At 58.0% G+C, this 19,301-nt stretch carries 22 protein-coding genes; 6 read left to right on the top strand and 16 right to left on the bottom strand.

Annotated features, from left to right (window positions below; genetic code table 11):
- Nucleotides 1-2 precede the first annotated feature (2 nt).
- The 6 genes from pheT to thrS form a co-directional block, all read right to left on the bottom strand.
- On the bottom strand, nt 3-2,381 hold the full coding sequence (gene pheT / locus K3819_RS10280; protein WP_221399154.1) for a phenylalanine--tRNA ligase subunit beta: 2,379 nt from the start codon (nt 2,379-2,381) through the stop codon (nt 3-5).
- 26 nt (nt 2,382-2,407) lie between these two features.
- Nucleotides 2,408-3,424, bottom strand: a complete 1,017-nt coding sequence (pheS, locus tag K3819_RS10275; protein WP_011333387.1) for a phenylalanine--tRNA ligase subunit alpha — start codon at nt 3,422-3,424, stop codon at nt 2,408-2,410.
- Between the two features lie 109 nt (nt 3,425-3,533).
- On the bottom strand, nt 3,534-3,890 hold the full coding sequence (gene rplT / locus K3819_RS10270; protein ID WP_002553161.1) for a 50S ribosomal protein L20: 357 nt from the start codon (nt 3,888-3,890) through the stop codon (nt 3,534-3,536).
- A gap of 30 nt (nt 3,891-3,920) precedes the next feature.
- The gene (gene rpmI / locus K3819_RS10265; RefSeq protein ID WP_002553160.1) at nt 3,921-4,115 is read right to left on the bottom strand and encodes a 50S ribosomal protein L35; all 195 of its coding nucleotides are present in this window, start codon (nt 4,113-4,115) and stop codon (nt 3,921-3,923) included.
- Nucleotides 4,116-4,175: 60 nt separating this feature from the next.
- Nucleotides 4,176-4,727: a translation initiation factor IF-3 gene (gene infC, locus K3819_RS10260; RefSeq protein WP_169432615.1), complete on the bottom strand. Its 552-nt coding sequence runs from the start codon at nt 4,725-4,727 to the stop codon at nt 4,176-4,178.
- Nucleotides 4,727-6,649 (bottom strand): threonine--tRNA ligase, encoded by a 1,923-nt coding sequence (gene thrS, locus K3819_RS10255; protein ID WP_221399153.1) that lies wholly within the window; start codon nt 6,647-6,649, stop codon nt 4,727-4,729. The genes infC and thrS overlap by 1 nt, the downstream gene beginning before the upstream one ends.
- A 372-nt stretch (nt 6,650-7,021) precedes the next feature.
- On the opposite strand from thrS, the gene K3819_RS10250 reads away from it, so the two are divergent.
- Together K3819_RS10250 and K3819_RS10245 are read left to right on the top strand one after the other, a co-directional pair.
- Nucleotides 7,022-7,324 carry a hypothetical protein gene (locus K3819_RS10250; protein WP_064594887.1) on the top strand — a complete coding sequence of 101 codons (303 nt, stop codon included), beginning with the start codon at nt 7,022-7,024 and terminating at the stop codon, nt 7,322-7,324.
- Nucleotides 7,325-7,614: 290 nt separating this feature from the next.
- Nucleotides 7,615-7,827: a cold-shock protein gene (locus K3819_RS10245; RefSeq protein WP_007956027.1), complete on the top strand. Its 213-nt coding sequence runs from the start codon at nt 7,615-7,617 to the stop codon at nt 7,825-7,827.
- Between the two features lie 72 nt (nt 7,828-7,899).
- On the opposite strand, the gene K3819_RS10240 is transcribed toward K3819_RS10245, so the two are convergent.
- Nucleotides 7,900-8,217: an I78 family peptidase inhibitor gene (locus K3819_RS10240; protein WP_085612791.1), complete on the bottom strand. Its 318-nt coding sequence runs from the start codon at nt 8,215-8,217 to the stop codon at nt 7,900-7,902.
- Between the two features lie 165 nt (nt 8,218-8,382).
- Nucleotides 8,383-8,688 carry a hypothetical protein gene (locus K3819_RS10235; protein ID WP_064378869.1) on the bottom strand — a complete coding sequence of 102 codons (306 nt, stop codon included), beginning with the start codon at nt 8,686-8,688 and terminating at the stop codon, nt 8,383-8,385.
- A 127-nt stretch (nt 8,689-8,815) separates the two neighbouring features.
- Between K3819_RS10235 and K3819_RS10230 the strand changes: the two genes are divergently transcribed.
- Complete coding sequence (locus K3819_RS10230; RefSeq protein WP_085612792.1) at nt 8,816-9,028, top strand: hypothetical protein; 213 nt, start codon at nt 8,816-8,818, stop codon at nt 9,026-9,028.
- Nucleotides 9,029-9,061: 33 nt separating this feature from the next.
- On the opposite strand, the gene K3819_RS10225 is transcribed toward K3819_RS10230, so the two are convergent.
- The 8 genes from K3819_RS10225 to K3819_RS10190 form a co-directional block, all read right to left on the bottom strand.
- Nucleotides 9,062-10,090 carry a nucleoside hydrolase gene (locus K3819_RS10225; protein WP_085612793.1) on the bottom strand — a complete coding sequence of 343 codons (1,029 nt, stop codon included), beginning with the start codon at nt 10,088-10,090 and terminating at the stop codon, nt 9,062-9,064.
- A 43-nt stretch (nt 10,091-10,133) separates the two neighbouring features.
- Nucleotides 10,134-10,538, bottom strand: a complete 405-nt coding sequence (rbsD, locus tag K3819_RS10220) for a D-ribose pyranase (protein ID WP_039771558.1) — start codon at nt 10,536-10,538, stop codon at nt 10,134-10,136.
- A complete protein-coding gene (gene rbsK, locus K3819_RS10215) occupies nt 10,535-11,452 on the bottom strand; it encodes a ribokinase (protein ID WP_221399152.1) in 918 nt (305 codons plus the stop codon). Before rbsK ends, rbsD begins: the two co-directional genes overlap by 4 nt.
- A 23-nt stretch (nt 11,453-11,475) precedes the next feature.
- Nucleotides 11,476-12,495: a LacI family DNA-binding transcriptional regulator gene (locus K3819_RS10210; RefSeq protein ID WP_085612796.1), complete on the bottom strand. Its 1,020-nt coding sequence runs from the start codon at nt 12,493-12,495 to the stop codon at nt 11,476-11,478.
- A 3-nt stretch (nt 12,496-12,498) separates the two neighbouring features.
- The gene (locus K3819_RS10205) at nt 12,499-13,476 is read right to left on the bottom strand and encodes an ABC transporter permease (protein ID WP_064594871.1); all 978 of its coding nucleotides are present in this window, start codon (nt 13,474-13,476) and stop codon (nt 12,499-12,501) included.
- On the bottom strand, nt 13,473-15,026 hold the full coding sequence (locus K3819_RS10200; protein ID WP_085612797.1) for a sugar ABC transporter ATP-binding protein: 1,554 nt from the start codon (nt 15,024-15,026) through the stop codon (nt 13,473-13,475). Before K3819_RS10200 ends, K3819_RS10205 begins: the two co-directional genes overlap by 4 nt.
- 55 nt (nt 15,027-15,081) lie before the next feature.
- Complete coding sequence (locus K3819_RS10195; protein WP_007956008.1) at nt 15,082-16,038, bottom strand: sugar ABC transporter substrate-binding protein; 957 nt, start codon at nt 16,036-16,038, stop codon at nt 15,082-15,084.
- Between the two features lie 199 nt (nt 16,039-16,237).
- Complete coding sequence (locus tag K3819_RS10190; protein ID WP_064594868.1) at nt 16,238-16,687, bottom strand: hypothetical protein; 450 nt, start codon at nt 16,685-16,687, stop codon at nt 16,238-16,240.
- 349 nt (nt 16,688-17,036) lie between these two features.
- Here K3819_RS10190 and K3819_RS10185 point away from each other — a divergent pair, with 349 nt between their 5' ends.
- The 3 genes from K3819_RS10185 to K3819_RS10175 all read left to right on the top strand — a co-directional run bounded on the left by K3819_RS10185 (nt 17,037) and on the right by K3819_RS10175 (nt 19,275).
- Nucleotides 17,037-18,125, top strand: a complete 1,089-nt coding sequence (locus tag K3819_RS10185; protein ID WP_221399151.1) for an asparaginase — start codon at nt 17,037-17,039, stop codon at nt 18,123-18,125.
- Nucleotides 18,126-18,311: 186 nt separating this feature from the next.
- The gene (locus K3819_RS10180; RefSeq protein WP_371857356.1) at nt 18,312-18,581 is read left to right on the top strand and encodes a DUF1654 domain-containing protein; all 270 of its coding nucleotides are present in this window, start codon (nt 18,312-18,314) and stop codon (nt 18,579-18,581) included.
- Nucleotides 18,582-18,585: 4 nt separating this feature from the next.
- Nucleotides 18,586-19,275: an endonuclease gene (locus K3819_RS10175; protein WP_085612799.1), complete on the top strand. Its 690-nt coding sequence runs from the start codon at nt 18,586-18,588 to the stop codon at nt 19,273-19,275.
- Nucleotides 19,276-19,301: the final 26 nt, after the last annotated feature.

The raw sequence follows: 19,301 nt of genomic DNA, 5'->3' as shown, positions 1-19,301 counted from the left end.
CGTCACTTCCTTAACGTGGCGTTCAACCTTTGTTCGAGCGAGGTGAGGATATTTTGCGTCGTCGAATTCACCTCATCGTCATTAAGAGTGCGCGATGGATGCTGCCAGGTCAAGCCGACTGCAAGGCTTTTTCTATCAGGATCAATGCCTTTACCCTGATACACGTCAAATAGCCTGAGGTCTGTCAGCCATTCACCTGCATTTTCACGGATTACGTCCAGTACAGCCGAGGCTGCAACGTCTTTGTGCGCAATCAGTGCCAGGTCACGACGAACTTCAGGAAAGCGCGACAACTCGTGGAATTTCGGCATTTTACCCGTAGCGACTTCAGCCAGAACCAGCTCGAAGACGAAGACCGGACGGTCGAGACCCAGGGATTTCGACAACTCAGGGTGAATCGCGCCGATAAAGCCGACTTCACGCCCTTCCCGCTCGATGCGTGCAGTCTGGCCCGGATGCAATGCAGGATGTTTACCCGGTGCAAAAGTGAACTGATCCAGCGCACCAGCAAAGCCCAGCAGCGCTTCTACGTCAGCCTTGACGTCGAAGAAGTCAACGGTATCGCGACCTTGCGCCCAGCCTTCCGGCAGACGGCTGCCGCACACCACACCGGCGATCATCGACTCTTGCTTCAGACCTTCCAGTTGACCGACAAAGCGCAGACCGCTCTCGAACAGACGAACACGATCCTGCTGGCGGTTGAGGTTGTGCTGCAGCGCCTTGACCAGACCCGGCCACAGCGACGAACGCATGGCGGCCATGTCATTGGAGATCGGGTTCGCCAACAGCAGCGGCTCAACGCCGGGGTTGAACAGCTCGAACTGCTTCGGATCGATGAAACTGTAAGTGATCGCTTCCTGATAACCACGAGCGACCAGCAGACGACGCAGTTCCGGCAGATCGCTGCGCGCTTCGGCCTTGGCTTGTGGCGCCAGACGAGCTTGCGGGTAACGAACCGGCAGGCGGTTGTAACCGTACAGACGCGCCAGCTCTTCGATCAGATCGACTTCCAGGCTGATATCGAAGCGATGGCTCGGCACTTCTACGCGCCACTGCCCTGCTCCGTCGGCGGAAACCTTCAGACCCAAAGCGCTGAGCAGACGCTCGACTTCGGCCGAATCCATTTCCATGCCCAGCATCTGGGTGATGCGCTGCGCACGCAGGGTGATCGGCGCGATCGACGGCAGATGCTGCTCGCTGACGGTCTCGATGATCGGGCCGGCTTCGCCACCGGTGATTTCCAGCAGCAGGCCAGTGGCACGCTCCATGGCTTCACGGGCCAGTTGCCAGTCCACACCACGCTCGTAGCGATGCGAAGCGTCGGTGTGCAGACCGTAGGAACGAGCCTTGCCCGCCACAGCGATCTGGTCGAAGAACGCACTTTCAAGGAATACGTCGCGAGTAGTCGCGGACACGCCGCTGTGCTCGCCACCCATCACGCCGGCAATGGCCAGAGCGCGACTGTGGTCGGCGATCACCAGCGTATCGCTACGCAGGCTGACTTCCTGACCGTCGAGCAGCACGAGCTTCTCACCCTCTTCCGCCATGCGCACCCGGATGCCGCCATTGATTTCGGCGAGATCGAAGGCGTGCAGCGGCTGACCCAGCTCGAGCATTACGTAGTTGGTGATGTCGACTGCGGCATCGATGCTGCGCACTTCAGCGCGACGCAGACGCTCAACCATCCACAGCGGCGTCGGCTTGGACAGATCAACGTTGCGAATGACACGACCCAGATAACGCGGGCACGCGGCAGGTGCCAGGACCTCTACCGAGCGCACTTCGTCATGCACCGCCGGAACCGTCATCACCACCGGGCGAGTGACCGGAGCGTCGTACAGCGCGCCGACTTCACGAGCCAGACCGGCCAGAGACAGGCAGTCGCCACGGTTCGGAGTCAGATCGACTTCGATGCTGGCGTCTTCCAGGTCCAGATAAACACGGAAATCTTCGCCCACCGGCGCATCAGCCGGCAGCTCCATCAGACCGTCATTGCCTTCGCCGATCTGAAGTTCGGCTTGCGAACACAGCATGCCGTTGGACTCGACGCCGCGCAGCTTGGCCTTCTTGATCTTGAAGTCGCCCGGCAGCTCGGCACCGATCATCGCGAACGGAATCTTCAGGCCCGGACGCACGTTTGGCGCACCGCACACGACCTGGAAAGTTTCCGCGCCATTGCTGACCTGGCATACGCGCAATTTGTCGGCATCGGGATGCTGCTCGGTGCTCAGCACCTCGCCCACCACCACGCCACTGAAAACACCGGCGGCCGGCGTAACGCTATCGACCTCAAGACCGGCCATCGACAGACGGGCAACCAGCGCGTCGCGATCTACCTGCGGGCTGACCCAGCCACGCAGCCATTGTTCACTGAATTTCATCCTGCTCTCCTAAGAATTCGTTACGACTAGCGAAATTGCGCGAGGAACCGCAAGTCGTTGTCGAAGAACAGACGCAAGTCGTTCACGCCGTAACGCAGCATGGCCAGACGCTCAACGCCCATGCCGAAGGCAAAGCCCGAGAACTCTTCCGGATCGATCCCGGACATGCGCAACACGTTCGGGTGAACCATGCCGCAGCCCATCACCTCCAGCCAGCCAGTCTGCTTGCAGACGCGGCAGCCTTTACCGCTGCACATCACGCACTCCATGTCGACTTCGGCAGAAGGCTCGGTGAACGGGAAGTACGAAGGACGGAAACGCACAGCCAGTTCTTTCTCGAAGAACACCCGCAGGAACTCTTCAATCGTGCCTTTGAGGTCGGCGAAGTTGATATCGCGATCGACCAGCAGGCCTTCAACCTGGTGGAACATCGGCGAGTGGGTGATATCGGAGTCGCTGCGGTACACACGACCAGGGCAGACGATGCGGATCGGCGGTTTTTTCGATTCCATGGTGCGGACCTGTACCGGCGAGGTATGGGTGCGCAGCAACATGTTGGCGTTGAAATAGAAGGTGTCATGCATCGACCGGGCCGGGTGGTGGCCTGGGATGTTGAGCGCCTCGAAGTTGTGATAGTCGTCTTCGACCTCAGGGCCTTCGGCGATGCCGTAGCCGATATGGGTGAAGAACTGTTCGATACGTTCCAGAGTCCGGGTTACCGGATGCAGACCACCGGAGGTCTGACCGCGGCCCGGCAGGGTCACGTCAATGGATTCGGCAGACAGTTTGGCAGCCAGTTCGGCTTCCTCAAACAAGGCCATGCGCGCATTGAGAACGCCTGTGACACGTTCCTTGGCAACGTTGATCAGGGCGCCGACCTGCGGACGCTCTTCTGCCGGCAAATTCCCCAGGGTCTTCATCACCTGAGTCAATTCACCTTTTTTGCCAAGGTATTGAACCCGGATTTGCTCCAGGGCATTGATATCTTCAGCGCTTTGCACAGCCTCTAGTGCTTGAGAGACCAGCGCATCCAGGTTTTCCATGTACAGACTCCAGATACAAAATAGGGGAAGAGCTTGAAGGCTCTTCCCCTATTTATGACGTTTAACACCTGGCCCCACAGAGGTGAGGCCGGGTGACTGTCGGGGGTACTTAAGCCAAGGTGGCTTTAGCTTTCTCGACAATCGCAGCAAACGCCGCTTTTTCGTTCACTGCCAGATCAGCCAGAACCTTACGGTCGATCTCGATGGACGCTTTTTTCAGGCCAGCGATGAAACGGCTGTAAGACAGACCGTTAACACGAGCACCAGCGTTGATACGAGCGATCCACAGAGCGCGGAACTGACGTTTTTTCTGACGACGGTCACGGTAGGCGTATTGGCCTGCCTTGATTACCGCTTGCTTGGCAACACGGAATACGCGGGAGCGTGCGCCGTAGTAGCCTTTAGCAAGTTTCAGAATTTTTTTGTGACGTTTACGGGCAATGACGCCACGCTTTACACGAGCCATGAGTTACTTCCTCTATTCTTGATCCAAAAATTAACGAAGGCGCAGCATGCGCTCGACTTTTGCCACGTCAGACGGATGCAGCAAGCTGCTACCGCGCAGTTGACGCTTACGCTTGGTCGACATTTTGGTCAGGATGTGGCTCTTGAAAGCGTGCTTGTGCTTGATACCGTTAGCAGTTTTCAGAAACCGCTTAGCAGCACCACTTTTGGTTTTCATCTTTGGCATGTTCGGATACTCCGCATTCAGTTGATAAACATAATCAGAAGGCCTGCCGTGCCCTGTTGATTACTTCTTCTTTTTCGGGGCGATGACCATGATCAGCTGGCGTCCTTCCATCTTAGGATGCTGTTCGACCGAACCGTACTCGAGCAGGTCTTGTTCAACCCGCTTGAGGAGTTCCATCCCCAGCTCCTGGTGGGCCATCTCACGGCCGCGGAATCGCAAGGATACCTTGGCCCTGTCCCCGTCACTCAGGAAACGTACCAGGTTGCGCAGTTTTACCTGGTAATCCCCTTCCTCCGTCCCTGGACGAAACTTGATTTCTTTTACCTGAATCTGCTTCTGGTTCTTCTTCGCCGCAGCAATCTGCTTCTTCTTTTCGAAGATCGATTTGCCGTAGTCCATCACCCGGCAAACCGGTGGGACTGCGTCGGCAGAGATTTCTACCAGATCAAGCTTGGCTTCTTCAGCAATACGAAGCGCTTCATCAATCGAGACGATGCCAATCTGCTCGCCATCAGCGCCAATTAACCGAACCTCGCGTGCCGAGATATTCTCGTTGATCGGGGCTTTCGGTGCAGCTCGTTTATCTTGTCTCATTTCACGCTTAATAATAATTACTCCGAATCTGGGCGACCACGCCGGGAAACCGCTTGCGCGAGAAACTCAGCGAACTGGGCGACGGGCATCGAGCCCAGGTCAGCACCTTCACGAGTACGCACAGCGACAGTCTGCATCTCGACTTCCTTATCCCCAATAACCAAGAGATATGGAACCTTGAGCAAAGTATGCTCGCGGATTTTAAAGCCGATCTTTTCATTTCTCAAGTCGGACTTGGCACGAAACCCGCTTTCGTTGAGAGTTTTTTCGACCTGAGCGACGAAATCTGCCTGTTTATCAGTGATATTCATGATCACTGCCTGGGTTGGCGCCAGCCACGCAGGGAATGCACCTTCGTAGTGCTCGATCAGAATCCCGACGAAACGCTCGAACGAACCGAGGATCGCACGGTGCAACATCACCGGATGCTTGCGGCTGTTGTCTTCGGAGACGTATTCGGCCCCCAGACGCACAGGCAGGTTGAAATCGAGCTGCAAGGTACCACACTGCCACACGCGGCCGAGGCAATCTTTCAGCGAGAATTCGATTTTCGGACCATAGAATGCGCCCTCACCCGGCTGCAGATCATACGGCAGACCAGCGCTATCAAGGGCTGCGGCCAGGGCTGCTTCGGCGCGATCCCACAGCTCGTCGGAACCAACGCGCTTTTCCGGACGAGTGGACAGCTTCATCTCGACATCGGTGAAGCCGAAGTCACGGTAAACATCCATGGTCAGCTTGATGAACGCAGCGGATTCAGCCTGCATCTGCTCTTCGGTGCAGAAGATGTGGGCGTCATCCTGGGTAAACGCACGCACACGCATGATGCCGTGCAGCGCACCCGATGGCTCGTTACGGTGGCAGGCACCGAATTCGGCCAAGCGCATCGGCAACTCGCGGTAGCTCTTCAGGCCCTGATTGAACACCTGCACGTGGCACGGGCAGTTCATCGGTTTGATGGCGTAGTCGCGGCTTTCCGACTCGGTAGTGAACATGTTGTCGGCGTAGTTGGCCCAGTGCCCGGACTTTTCCCACAGGCTACGATCAACGACTTGCGGCGTCTTGATTTCAAGATAGCCGTTGTCGCGCTGCACCTTGCGCATGTACTGCTCGAGTACCTGGTACAACGTCCAGCCATTCGGGTGCCAGAACACCATGCCCGGCGCTTCTTCCTGAGTGTGGAACAGGCCCAGGCGCTTGCCGATCTTGCGGTGATCGCGCTTTTCAGCTTCTTCGATACGCTGGATGTAAGCCGCCAACTGCTTCTTGTCAGCCCATGCGGTGCCGTACACGCGTTGCAATTGCTCGTTCTTGGCATCACCGCGCCAGTAGGCGCCCGACAGCTTGGTCAGCTTGAAGGATTTCAGGAAGCGAGTGTTCGGCACGTGCGGACCGCGGCACATGTCGACGTATTCTTCGTGATAGTACAGGCCCATTGCCTGCTCGTTCGGCATGTCTTCGACCAGGCGCAGCTTGTAGTCTTCGCCACGGGCCTTGAACACTTCGATCACTTCGGCACGTGGAGTGACTTTCTTGATCACGTCATATTCGGTATCGATCAGCTGCTGCATGCGCTTTTCGATGGCCGCCATGTCGTCCGGAGTAAAAGGACGCTCGAAGGCGATATCGTAATAGAAACCTTCGTCGATGACCGGCCCGATGACCATTTTTGCAGTCGGGTACAGCTGCTTGACCGCATGGCCGACCAGGTGGGCGCAAGAGTGGCGAATGATCTCCAGCCCCTCTTCATCCTTTGGCGTGATGATTTGCAGCGTTGCGTCGCTGTCGATGATGTCGCTAGCGTCAACCAGCTTGCCGTTCACCTTGCCGGCCAGGGTGGCCTTGGCCAGACCTGCACCGATGGATGCGGCGACCTCGGCTACGGAAACCGGGTGATCGAATGAACGTTGACTGCCGTCGGGAAGAGTAATAGTTGGCATGGCGCCTCCTCTCCTAGTGGTGACCCCTACCAAAGGTCACGTGGGTTGGGATGAGCCAGTACAAGATCCGATCCAGGCCATTCAATGACGAACGCCTGCCTTACAGCGGCAGGAGCCTTGCGGCCAACCGGAAAACCGAACCAGAGTGACTGGGATTCAAATCAGAAAATTCGTGCACGGCCGCAACCGGGACTGAAGGTCATCCGGAGCCTGCGAACGCCCGAGCCAAGCATGCTAGCACAGATGAACGGTCGCCGATGCACTCTGGTTTTTACCGAGAGGCAAATCGTCTGTTTTATGCCAGAGTGCTGAACTTGATCGGCCTTTGAGCCCTCAGATAACAAGACATTGACCCACAAGGAGCATCCTCGCATGCGTCTTAATACCCTGCTTGCTGCAGTCGCCCCCCTCGTTTTGCTGCTGCCGCTGAGCGCCCACGCCGACTGGCCAAAGGGCGAGCGTGAGAAATACATGGCTCAGTGCACCCAGGCGGCCACTCCGCAAATCGGTGCCGCTGCCGCAAAATCCCACTGCGCGTGCGGTGCCGATGCCATCAAGTCTTATCCGGCCAGCGACATTCAGGCATTGATGGACAACAAGGCCACGCCTGAGCTGCAACAAAAAGCTCTGGGGCAAATTGCCAAATGCAAGGCCAACGTCCCGGCGAAAAAATGATGAAACAGGCCTTTTCACTGCCCCCAGCCCCGCTAAAAGGCAGCTGATTCAGGCCTTTTCGTACGATTTATGCAGGTTTTACAGGTTTTTTTATTGTCTTTACTTTTCGCGAAAAGCCTTTTAAACCGGGGCCTCCAGCCGAAACAGGCAGTAAAGAAAACACGACTGATTGGCAAACAGCACGTCCGGGGGGCTACCAAAGCGAACATTTCGACTATGATACCCCGGTGTGCCCAGTTGGCCTGAGCAGCACAGTACTACTGAAAATATATGTTTCTTGGAGATACACCATGTCTAATCGCCAAACCGGCACCGTTAAATGGTTCAACGATGAAAAAGGCTTCGGCTTCATCACTCCTCAAGGTGGCGGTGACGACCTGTTCGTACACTTCAAAGCTATCGAAACTGACGGTTTCAAAAGCCTGAAAGAAGGCCAGACCGTCTCCTTCGTGGCTGAGAAAGGCCAAAAGGGTATGCAAGCTGCACAAGTTCGCCCAGAGTAATTTCCCGGCGCACTAAAAAAACCCCGTCCATGTGACGGGGTTTTTTATGGGTGATACGAAAGCCCGACAGGTTCAGCCGCAGTTGACACGGGTGACCACCAGGTTCTGATCGGTATTCAGGTTGAGGCGATCAGAGCGGTACTCCAAAGTAATCATGTCATTGGGCTTGAGGAACCGGGCATTCTGCGCACCGGCTTTTTTGCGTGCCTGCTCCAACAGCTCCGGCGAAGCTTTCTTGCCGAGAGCGAACTCCGCTGCTGACGCCTCACAACGACCAAGGCCGGTCTCAGTCGTCACGGGATCCTTCTGCGACTCACTGGAGGTTGTGCTGCAACCCGCCAACACAGCAACGGCCATCAGTGCACCCAGTGACGCGAACTTCCAAGGCATGAAGCCTCCTTATTTCAATTTGAGCAGAGATCGTGCGACCGCCAATAAGGCGTTTGGTTTCACGGTGAGAGCCATCCCCCTGCCCCACGATCGGAAAAACGCCGAGTGTGCCTGAGCAACGCCTGAAATCTCACCCCGTAAAACGTCACTGAATATTAATAACGCTCAATAGACATCAATGTAGTCGTAAGGCGGATTCGGCCAATTGTCTTTGAGCGCATTGAAAATCTGCATGACCCAGACTTCGTCGCTGGCCGCGACATTTCCCACATACCCCGAGCCTTTTGCCCAGGTCTCCAAGCGAAACAGCAGGCCATCGATGTCTTGACCGCCAGTGACACCCGAAGAGATGTAGGCGATCCCGCCCTTGGTCACGCGCAGCTGGGTGTGTTCGTCATCACTGGCCGACGCGAGCATTTGGCGGACAGCATCAAGGGTCAGGCCGTCGGGGCTATTCAAATCGATCTGCACAGCTCAATCCTTGTTTTTTGCGGAACGACCAAGTGTCGCACAGCCCCGCGCTCATGCCTAAGTCGCAGTGCCAAACGCTCGGCTTAGTGGTTAACTCAGAACTCCGATCCCGCGACCGAGCCTTGCCATGACCACCGTAAGCATTACCGCCGACATTAAGGCCACTTGGCGACAAGGGCATAGTTCCTACAGCCCGGGTAGTCCGGAGGAATTGGCATTGATCAGCATCGACCTGCTGGTGAAGACACTGGGGACGCAAGGCGCACAAACCTTCATCGCCCAACTGTTCGAGAAGTATCCCGATGACTTCAAAGGGACACCGGACACCGAGAGGGAGTAGAAGCCCGCAAGCTGGCACCTGCGGGCGCATGCCTTACTTCAGACGTTTCAGACGCTCGGTCAGCAAGTCGAAGAAGCCCTGGGCGTCGCCGTTCTCCACCCAGAAAGCATTCTTCGGCGCCTTCAGGCCGTCATACCAGTCGACAATGGTCTGGCCGAAGGTCGGGCCTTCACGGCTGTCGACCACCACATTCACCGAACGCCCCGTGAACAGCTCAGGCTTGAGCAGGTAAGCCACGACAGTGGCGTCATGCACCGGGCCACCCGGAATGCCGTAGTGCTCCATATCCCCTTTGATGTACTCGTTGAGGATGTCGCCAACAATCTTGCTCGCATTGTTGTTCAGCGCCGCAATCTGCTTCAGGCGCGCATCGCTGGTCAGGATCTTGTGGGTCACGTCCAGCGGCAGGTAAGTCAGTTTCACGCCGCTTTTGAGCACCACTTCCGCGGCTTGCGGGTCGGCGTACAGATTGAACTCGGCCACTGGCGTGATATTGCCGCCATTGAAGTGGGCGCCCCCCATGATCACCACTTCCTTGATTCCCTGAACAATCTCCGGCTCCTGGATCAGCGCCAGGGCCAGGTTGGTCTGCGGGCCGAGCATCGCAATAGTGATGCTGTGCGGCTTGGCTTTTTTCAGGGTGTCGATCAGGTAGTTGACCGCATTGCCCTCGGCCAGGCCTTTTTTCGGTTCGTGCACGGTGACACCCGACAGGCCTTCCTTGCCATGGATGTTTTCGGCATAGATCGGCGTGCGCATCAGCGGTTTCGGCGCACCGGCGTACACCGGAATCTCTTCCCGCCCTGCCCACTCACGGGCCAACCGCGCATTGCGCGAAGTCTTGTCCAGACGCACGTTTCCGGCGACGGTGGTCAACGCACGAATGTTCAGCTCCTCCGGGGAGGCCAGAGCAAACAACAAGGCGACCACGTCGTCGGCGCCGGGGTCGGTGTCAATGATCAGGTCGATCTTTTCCGCCGCCTGGGCGCCGGTCGCGGTTATCACGGACAAAAGCAGCAGACTCCGAATCAATTGGTGCATTTTTTGAGCATAGCGGTGCATGGCGCATTCCTTGTGCAGATGAAATCAATAGGGTCGAACCCTGTTAGAACGTAACCCCGGCTACCAGCACGATGTTGCAGTACGGCTGGCATTCGCCCGTACGAACAATCGCTCGTGCCTGTCGGCTGAGTACCTTGAACTGCTCGTGACTGAGCAGGTCACGCCGCCCCAGCGAGCCTTCGTCATTCAGCTCGTCCAGCGTGGGCAGCGCAGTCGGTTGCTTGTCGAAAATCTCCTTGGCCAGTGCGTGGCTTTCCACCTGCATCTCACTGAGCACGACTTTCAGGGTGCTGACGAAATCCGGCACGCCGTGCGTCAACGCCAGGTCGATCAACTCGACACCCGGCGGTACCGGCAGGCCGGCATCGCCGATCACGACCATGTCGCCGTGCCCAAGGGAAGCAATCAGCCGCGACAGGGCGACATTCAGCAGAGGAGTCTTTTTCATACGGGTTTGAATGCCTGTACGTCGGAGGTGGTAGGAATGGAGGGCTGGGCACCTGCCCGGGTGACCGACAGGGCTGCAGCGACTTGCCCGAAACGAATGGCCTCGTCCTCGGTTTTGCCGGCCGCCAGCGCAGCCGCAAATCCGCCGACAAAGGTGTCCCCGGCGGCGGTGGTATCGACAGCCTTCACTTTGGGGGCAGAAAAATACTGGTAACCCGTGCCGTTGGCGAACAATGAGCCTTGAGCACCAAGCGTGATGATGACCTTGCCGGCGCCCAGTGACATCAGGTGCGCTGCTGCTTTTTCAGCGGTCTCCAATGAGTCCACCGGCAAACCGCTGAGGGCGGCGGCCTCGCTCTCGTTGGGAATAAGGTAATCGATTGCAGCAAACCAGTCCGTTGGCAGCGGGCGACTGGCCGGCGCCGGGTTAAGGATGACCGTCTTGCCCAGTTCACGTCCGCGCTTCAGCGCGTGGCCTACCGTGGCATCGGGGATTTCCAGCTGGCAAATGATCACGTCGGCAGCCTGCAGCACGGCGTCAAACCGGTCGATAACCGCCGGGGTCATCGAGCCATTGGCACCGGCCACGATGACAATCGCGTTTTGACTGTTGTCATCGACCACGATCAGCGCCACACCACTGGAATCCTCGACCACGCTGACCGCCTGACAGTCGATCTGCTCAACCAGCAACGCCTCGCGCAATTGCACGCCGTAGGCATCGTTGCCGACACAGCCGACCATCGACACCTGCGCACCCAGGCGCGCGGCAGCTACGGCCTGGTTGGCGCCCTTGCCACCGGACACGGTAGCGAAGGAATGACCGATCAGCGTCTCACCGCCCCGGGGCAAGCGCGGCGCCCGGGTGACCAGATCCATGTTCAGGCTGCCTATTACCACTACATTTGCGGACATACATCACTACTCTTCAATTCGTTTCAGCGGTATTCGGTGAACACGCCGGACAGCGGTGCAGTCGATTCGCGCAGGACAATACTCGGGGTCACGATCCGCTGATCCGTCGCCAGACCCGGGGTGGCAATTCTTCGCAACAAAACTTCCGCGGCCATCTCGCCCAGTTGCAGGATCGACTGGCCCACAGTCGTCAGCGCGGGATACACGTAACGGCTCATCTGGATATCGTCGAATCCGATCACCGACAGTTCGGCAGGCACGCGCACGTTGCGCTCCGCCGCCGCTCGCAGTACACCGATGCCGATCATGTCGTTACCGGCGAAGATCGCGCTCGGCGGATTGCGCTCAAGCAGGACGGAAGCCGCGTTGTAACCGCCAGTGCTGGTGAAGTCGCTTTCCAGCATGCGCGACGGGGACACCTCAACACCGGCCTCTTTCAGCGCGCGACAAAAACCGGCCTGACGCATTTGCGCAACACTGGTACTGGCCGGACCACCGATCGTGGCGATATCGCGATGACCGAGCTCAAGCAGATGCCGCGTCGCAAGGTACGCGCCATATTCGTGATCAATGCGCACCAGGTCGGCGTCCACGCCTTCGAGTCCACGGTCGACGATCACCATCGGCGTCTTCACGCCGGCCAGTCCTTGCGCCAGACCGCTGTCGCCCCCCGCAGACGCGACGATCAAGCCGTCGATGCGCTTTTCGAGCAGCACCCGCAGGTAGCTGCGCTGCTTGTCCGGGTTGTCGTCGGAGTTGCAGAGAATCACGCAGTAGCCGTTACGCTCGCAGCAATCCTCGATTCCGCGCGCCAGTTCGGCGAAGTACGGGTTGAGGCTGTTGGGCACCAGCAAACCGATGGTGGCGGTGGTTTTCGCTTTCAGCGAACGGGCCACGGCGCTCGGCACATAGTCGAGACTCTTGATCGCCGCCTCGACCTTGAGGCGCACCTCTTCGCTCACCGGTCGGGTCTTGTTTACTACGTGGGACACGGTCGTGTAGGAAATTCCTGCAAGTGCCGCCACATCCTTGATCGTTGCCATTTATCAGCCCCGTCGACTTGCGCGTTGACTGCGATAGGTGTCAAGCACCACGGCGATCACGATCACCGCACCGGTGATGATGCGCTTGGTCGGTTCGGTCGCGCCAATCTGCGCCAGGCCGGCCGCCAGCACGGAGATGATCAACACGCCGAAAAAGGTACTGATCACCGAACCACGCCCACCCATCAGGCTGGTACCGCCGATCACCACCGCAGCGATGACTTGCAGCTCAAGGCCAGAACCGGCGTTCGGGTCGGCCGCTTCCAGCCGGGAAATCTGGAACAGCGCCGCAATACCGGCGAGCAGGCCCATCAGACTGAACACCAGGATCTTGTAGGGTTTTGGATTGATCCCCGCCAGACGTACCGCTTCCTCGTTGGTGCCAATGCCGATCAGATAGCGACCGAACACGGTACGGGTCAGAACGGCCTGGGCAACGAAAATGACCAGCAAGGCAATGATGAACGAGGGTGAAATGCCAAAGGCGATCGGGTTCGACAGCCACGCAAAGGAGTCACCGATGTAGGCCGTGCGCGAACCGGTCATCTGATAGGCCAGGCCACGGGCCATCTCCAGCACACCCAGCGACACGATAAATGACGGAATTCGCCACGCCACGGTAATCGAGCCGGTAACCGTGCCGGCCAACGCCGCGACAGCCATACCCAACAAGGCAGCCGGCAACACGCTCCAGCCCCAGCCAAGAATCGCCACGCTGACAGTGGAGGCCGCAAGTGCCAGTACCGAGCCTACCGACAGGTCGATCCCGCCGATGATCAGAACGAACGTCATGCCCACCGCCAGAACCATCAGGTCGGGAATCTGGTTGGCCAGGGTGCTGAAGGTGTTGTACGACAGGAAATGGCTGCTCATGACCGAGAACAGCGCAATCATTGCCAGCAACGCGCCGGCGAGCCCCAGATAAGTCCCGAGGCCGTAGAAATTGCCACTGGATTTGCCGGCGGAAGATGCAGTTTTCATGGGAGATCCCTAGGCGCTGCTTCGTTGAGCAACGCATCACGTTTCTGGTAGCCGGCGAATGCGGCGGCAAGCAAGTCATCCTGGGTCCAGCTGTCGCGCTCGAAGGTGTCGATCAGACGTCCCGCCGACAACACGCCGATGCGGTCGCAGATCAGCATCAGCTCACGCAAGTCGCTGGATACCACCACCAGCGCCTTGCCCTGACGGGTCAGTTCGCCGAGCAAGGCATAAATATCGAACTTGGCGCCGACATCGATACCGCGAGTCGGCTCGTCGAACAGCAGCACCGAACAGTCGCGTTCGAGCCAGCGCCCGATCACCACCTTTTGCTGATTGCCGCCGGACAGCTCGGACACCAGTTGCGTCGGACTGGAACTGCGGATGCGCATGGCGTCGATCTGCCGCTGCGCGAGCTTCGTTTCATCGCCGTTGTTGACGAACCCGCCGCTGGAAATTTCCGGCATGTTGCCCAAGGCAATGTTGGCGCTGATCGATTGGCTCAGCAGCAGGCCTTCGCCCTTGCGATCCTCCGTGATCAAGGCGATGCCGTTGCGCACCGCATCGACAGGCGAGCGAATGCTCACCGTTTTCGCTGGCGAACCCAGTGCCACCGTGCCGCTGTCCGCGACATCAGCGCCGAAGATCAACCGCAAAAGTTCGGTGCGCCCAGCCCCGATCAGCCCCGAAATGCCAAAAATCTCGCCGGCGCGAACCTCAAAGGAAACGTCGCGAACCTTGTCGGAGCGGGTCAGGCCTTTGACCGTCAGGGCCGGCGCGCCGATATTGCGAGCCCCAAGATCGATATGCTCGCCCAGCTCGCGACCAACCATCAGGGTAACCAGTTGCTCACTGTTGTAATTGGCCATCGGCTCGACGCAAACCAGGTTGCCGTCACGCAACACAGCAATGCGCTGAGCGACCCTGGCCAGTTCTTCGAGGCGGTGGGAGATGTAGATGATCGAGACGCCACGCGCCTGCAACCGGGTGATCTGCTCGAACAGCATCTCGACTTCGCGCGCGGTCAGCATCGCGGTCGGTTCATCAAGGATCAGCACGTGACAATCGCCGATCAGGTTACGGGCGATTTCGACCATTTGCTGGTGACCGATCCCGAGCTCGCCGACCAGTGTGTCCGGGTCGATGGCGTCGAGGCCGACTTGAGCCATGGCTTCGATAGCGGCTTTGCGCAGTTGCTTGCGACTGATCCAGCCACCATTGCTCGGCAGGTTGTCGAGGAACAGGTTCTCCGCCACCGAAAGCGTCGGCAGCAGATTGAGCTCTTGCATGACCATGCGCACACCCAGTTCTTCAGCCTGCGTGCGACTGCCAGGGCGATAATCCTTGCCCTGGAACTGCATCTGGCCGGTGGTAGGGGTGACCAGGCCACCGATGATCTTCGACAGGGTGCTTTTGCCGGCACCGTTCTCACCGGTCAGTGCCAGCACTTCACCGCGCATCAACGTCAGATCGATGCCGGTCAATACCGGTTGCGCATAGGTCTTGCCGATACCGCTGACCGAGAGGACAGCGATCGGAGCGGAAACTGACATAAAAATCTCCATGCGCTCGCCCGGACGGACGAGCGCCATTGTGTCGCCAAAGGACTTACTTGGTGACCAGCTCGACAGGCGTTTCGATCACGCCATTTGCACCACTGTCGACTTTCTCGCCCTTGATGATTTTCAGCGCGGTCTCGATGCCGAACACCGCTTGCTTCGCGGCGTACTGGTCGGCCGTCGCCAGAACGCGACCGTCCTTCAGCATGGGCTTGATGGCATTGATATTGTCGTAACCGACAACCTGCACCTGACCGGCCTTGCCGGCAGCGCGCACGGCGGAAACGGCGCCCACGGCCATGCTGTCGTTGCCGGCCAGCAGCGCCTTGACGTCCGGGTACTCGCTGAGAATCGAAGCGGCCACCTTGTTGCCCTTGTCGATTTCCCAGTCGCCGGACTGCAGGGAAACAACCTTGATCTGCGCAGCCTCCATCGCATCCTTGAAGCCAGCGGTACGCTGCTGGGCGTTGGTCGTCGTGGAGACGCCTTCAATGATGCCCACTTCATCACCGGCCTTCAGTTGCTTGGCCAGGTACTCACCCACCAGACGCGCACCTTTGCGGTTGTCCGGGCCTACGAACGGAACGCTGATGTTCTTGCTTTTGATCACAGCCGGATCGAGCTGGTTATCGATGTTGATCACGGTGATACCGGCATCGACGGCCTTCTTGATCACCGGCACCATCGCTTTGGAATCAGACGGTGCGATAACCAGCGCGTTGACCTTCGCCAGAATCATCTGTTCGACGATGCGCGTCTGCCCCGCCGTATCGGTTTCGTCCTTGATGCCGTTGGAGATCAGGTCGAAATCGGCGGAATGTTCTTTCTGGTAGGCCTTGGCGCCGTCTTCCATGGTCAGGAAGAATTCGTTGGCCAGAGATTTCATGACCAGAGCGACTTTGGGTTTTTCAGGGGACTCGGCGAAAGCCGAAGAGACAGGCAGTGCGGCGGATGCGGCAGCCAGCATGGCGACAGCAAGAAGACGTCCAGCGAATGGCAGCTTCATGGGTTCACTCCGATCTTATGATTATTGTGAGCAACGCTTGCGCTGGCGTAAGCTCGCTGCACCCCACGACGAAATCAATTCACCGCGAAGACCGCGCAAACGTTTGCGTAGACCGAACTATGCGAATCCTGCCGACATTTGTCAACGACTGAAAATCTGCATTTTTTGTAGGGCGAATCACCGTCACCACCCTCTTCTCCTAGGCGGTCGTGTTGATCACACCGCCGCTGCCGGACCCCTTGGCCATCTCGCGAACCAGATTGCCGGCCACTTCCATGAGTGCAGCGTTGGTGTCTGCAATCTGCCCCTGGATCGACATGACGACTGTCGTCTTGGCTTCTTCGGTCGGATAGCTGGCCGCCTGCGCCGCGGCCAATTGCTGTTGCTGCTCCTGCAATTGCTGCTGCAACTCCTTCATGCGCTTGAGCAGTATCTTGATCGTGATGCTTTGATTGCCACCGCTTTCGGCCGGCGCCTCCTCCTGCACTGGGCCGCCACCGGTTCTGACTTGCTTCGTATCGCCAGCGTCTTTGCCCAGCGCTTCGGCCGCCGCTTGCTCGTTGGCCTCGCTCAGGGCATTGATCGTAGCGGCTGTTTTTCCGCCGATGGTAACCGCGCCGGGGTTTGGCAAACCGATAGTCAATGACATTTGAACTCCTGAAAAATTGGATCCCTATCAAGGCGCATCGGCCAGTGCGCCGTTTTCTTTAGCACAGATCCGAAAACCGGCCAGCTCACCCTGCGGACGGAGCTCGTAGTCCTTTTCGGTGAGCCGAACGAGAAAACAGCCCGCGTTCGGAAACCCGGATGAGCGAGGGAGGATCAAAACCAATCATCGAATAAATCTTGATTTAAATCATGAGGTTAAACATTTCTCTCAAGCACAGTACGACTGGTACAGATCCTGCTCCCTCCCTGCACCCCTGGCATTCAGATCGGCCCGGGGCGCATCTAGATGAACCTGCATCAGCACCGTCTCACTACTAGAGAGAAAAATAATGACATCTGCTTTGAAGAATTTCGTTCCGGGCGCTTTGGCCCTCCTCCTGCTCCTGCCAACCGCCCTCCAGGCAAAAGAAGCCGAAACTCAGGCCAAGCTGGCCAATGTAGTGGTACTGGCCACCGGCGGCACCATTGCCGGCGCGGGCGCCAGCGCGGCCAACAGCGCGACCTATCAAGCCGCGAAGGTAGGCGTCGAACAATTGATCGCCGGCATTCCCGAACTGAGCAAGCTGGCCAATGTGCGTGGCGAACAGGTCATGCAAATCGCGTCGGAAAGCATCACCAACGAAAACCTCCTGCAACTGGGTCGTCGCGTTTCCGAACTGGCCGACAGCAAAGACGTCGATGGCATCGTCATCACCCACGGCACCGACACCCTGGAAGAGACCGCTTACTTCCTGAACCTGGTGGAAAAAACCGACAAGCCGATCATCGTCGTCGGCTCCATGCGCCCGGGCACCGCCATGTCGGCGGACGGCATGCTGAACCTGTACAACGCCGTGGCCGTCGCCAGTAGCAAAGAAGCTCGCGGCAAAGGCGTACTGGTGACAATGAACGATGAAATCCAGTCGGGTCGCGATGTCAGCAAGATGATCAACATCAAGACAGAAGCGTTCAAAAGCGCTTGGGGTCCGCTCGGCATGGTAGTTGAAGGGAAATCCTACTGGTTCCGCCTGCCAGCCAAGCGCCACACCATGGATTCGGAATTCGATATCAAAAACATCAAGAGCCTTCCTGACGTAGAAATCGCCTATTCCTACGGCAATGTCAGCGACACAGCCTACAAGGCCCTCGCCCAGTCCGGCGCCAAGGCGATCATCCATGCCGGTACCGGCAACGGCTCGGTTTCCTCCCGCGTGGTTCCGACCTTGCAAGCACTGCGCAAGGACGGTGTGCAGATCATTCGCTCGTCTCACGTCAATGCCGGTGGTTTCGTTCTGCGCAACGCCGAGCAACCTGACGACAAATACGACTGGGTGGTTGCTCACGACCTGAACCCACAGAAAGCCCGCATCCTGGCCATGGTTGCCTTGACCAAGACCAACGACAGCAAAGAGCTGCAACGGATGTTCTGGGAATACTGATCTGCCTTCGCCCGATCCATTCCTGATCGGACACTGATTTCACCCTTCGTCAACCTGACGGAGGGTGAAGCTTGCGCCTCCGCCAAAGAAAAATTACACCTGCGCGACACCAAAACCGGAAAACCGCTGTCAGAGGATTTTCTTGAATTTTAAGCAGTTGCGAAAATGCCTACAGTTAAATACTGTATGCACGTACAGCTTAATAAGGATAACCTCGTGGCCACTTCCCCTGATGCTCCTGACGCTTACGAACGCATGGGCATGCGCGTTCAAAAAATCATCAACTCCCCCACCGCACAAAAAGCCAAAGCCGCGCTGATCTTCCGACTTCCAGACGAGCCGGTGGATGACTGGGAGCGCTTGCTGGAAGAGATCGACGAGAACGACAACGTCACCCTCGCCTACCGCGACGATGGCGGCGTACAGATTTTCTGGGTTGTGCCGAAGGAAGATTGATTCAATGATTCTGCGTTTTGCTGCTGTGCTGTTGCTGTTCATTTCCCTGGGTGCGCAAGCTGGCGCGCCGCGTACGTTCACCGAAGCCAAGAAGGTCGCCTGGAAGCTGTACGCTCCACAATCCACCGAGTTCTATTGCGGGTGCAAATACACCGGCAACAAGGTTGATCTGGCCGCCTGTGGCTATGTCCCACGCAAGAACGCCAAACGTGCATCCCGCATCGAATGGGAGCACATCGTTCCCGCGTGGCAGTTCGGCCATCAACGTCAATGCTGGCAGGAAGGCGGTCGCAAGAATTGCACCCGCTATGACCCAAGCTATCAGAAAGCCGAAGCCGACCTGCACAACCTGGTGCCGAGCATCGGCGAGGTGAATGGCGACCGCAGCAATTTCAGCTACGGTTGGTTGCCGGTCGAAAAGGGTCAGTACGGCTCATGCCTGACTCAGGTCGACTTCAAGGCGAAGAAGGTCATGCCCCGCCCTTCGATTCGCGGCATGATCGCCCGCACCTACTTTTACATGAGCAAACAATACGGCTTGCGCTTGTCGAAGCAGGATCGGCAACTGTACGAAGCCTGGGACAAGACTTACCCGGTGCAAGACTGGGAGCGCCAGCGTAATCAGAGCGTGGCGTGCGTGATGGGACGCGGCAATGAATTTGTCGGCCCGGTGAACCTGAAAGCCTGCGGTTGATATCCTGATCAAAAGAAAAGGCCTTG

The sequence above is a fragment of the Pseudomonas sp. 3-2 genome (assembly GCF_019710535.1).
Taxonomy (GTDB): Bacteria; Pseudomonadota; Gammaproteobacteria; order Pseudomonadales; family Pseudomonadaceae; genus Aquipseudomonas; species Aquipseudomonas pharyngis.
Note: the sequence above shows the minus strand (reverse complement) of the source record. Positions and strands in the feature narration are given on the sequence as shown.

What these genes read in the sequence shown, in the direction of transcription:
- pheT (WP_221399154.1), bottom strand. Translation starts at nt 2,381, where the DNA reads ATGAAATTCAGTGAACAATGGCTGCGTGGCTGGGTCAGCCCGCAGGTA.
- pheS (WP_011333387.1), bottom strand. Translation starts at nt 3,424, where the DNA reads ATGGAAAACCTGGATGCGCTGGTCTCTCAAGCACTAGAGGCTGTGCAA.
- rplT (WP_002553161.1), bottom strand. Translation starts at nt 3,890, where the DNA reads ATGGCTCGTGTAAAGCGTGGCGTCATTGCCCGTAAACGTCACAAAAAA.
- rpmI (WP_002553160.1), bottom strand. Translation starts at nt 4,115, where the DNA reads ATGCCAAAGATGAAAACCAAAAGTGGTGCTGCTAAGCGGTTTCTGAAA.
- thrS (WP_221399153.1), bottom strand. Translation starts at nt 6,649, where the DNA reads ATGCCAACTATTACTCTTCCCGACGGCAGTCAACGTTCATTCGATCAC.
- K3819_RS10250 (WP_064594887.1), top strand. Translation starts at nt 7,022, where the DNA reads ATGCGTCTTAATACCCTGCTTGCTGCAGTCGCCCCCCTCGTTTTGCTG.
- K3819_RS10245 (WP_007956027.1), top strand. Translation starts at nt 7,615, where the DNA reads ATGTCTAATCGCCAAACCGGCACCGTTAAATGGTTCAACGATGAAAAA.
- K3819_RS10240 (WP_085612791.1), bottom strand. Translation starts at nt 8,217, where the DNA reads ATGCCTTGGAAGTTCGCGTCACTGGGTGCACTGATGGCCGTTGCTGTG.
- K3819_RS10230 (WP_085612792.1), top strand. Translation starts at nt 8,816, where the DNA reads ATGACCACCGTAAGCATTACCGCCGACATTAAGGCCACTTGGCGACAA.
- K3819_RS10225 (WP_085612793.1), bottom strand. Translation starts at nt 10,090, where the DNA reads ATGCACCGCTATGCTCAAAAAATGCACCAATTGATTCGGAGTCTGCTG.
- rbsD (WP_039771558.1), bottom strand. Translation starts at nt 10,538, where the DNA reads ATGAAAAAGACTCCTCTGCTGAATGTCGCCCTGTCGCGGCTGATTGCT.
- rbsK (WP_221399152.1), bottom strand. Translation starts at nt 11,452, where the DNA reads ATGTCCGCAAATGTAGTGGTAATAGGCAGCCTGAACATGGATCTGGTC.
- K3819_RS10210 (WP_085612796.1), bottom strand. Translation starts at nt 12,495, where the DNA reads ATGGCAACGATCAAGGATGTGGCGGCACTTGCAGGAATTTCCTACACG.
- K3819_RS10205 (WP_064594871.1), bottom strand. Translation starts at nt 13,476, where the DNA reads ATGAAAACTGCATCTTCCGCCGGCAAATCCAGTGGCAATTTCTACGGC.
- K3819_RS10200 (WP_085612797.1), bottom strand. Translation starts at nt 15,026, where the DNA reads ATGTCAGTTTCCGCTCCGATCGCTGTCCTCTCGGTCAGCGGTATCGGC.
- K3819_RS10195 (WP_007956008.1), bottom strand. Translation starts at nt 16,038, where the DNA reads ATGAAGCTGCCATTCGCTGGACGTCTTCTTGCTGTCGCCATGCTGGCT.
- K3819_RS10190 (WP_064594868.1), bottom strand. Translation starts at nt 16,687, where the DNA reads ATGTCATTGACTATCGGTTTGCCAAACCCCGGCGCGGTTACCATCGGC.
- K3819_RS10185 (WP_221399151.1), top strand. Translation starts at nt 17,037, where the DNA reads ATGACATCTGCTTTGAAGAATTTCGTTCCGGGCGCTTTGGCCCTCCTC.
- K3819_RS10180 (WP_371857356.1), top strand. Translation starts at nt 18,312, where the DNA reads ATGCACGTACAGCTTAATAAGGATAACCTCGTGGCCACTTCCCCTGAT.
- K3819_RS10175 (WP_085612799.1), top strand. Translation starts at nt 18,586, where the DNA reads ATGATTCTGCGTTTTGCTGCTGTGCTGTTGCTGTTCATTTCCCTGGGT.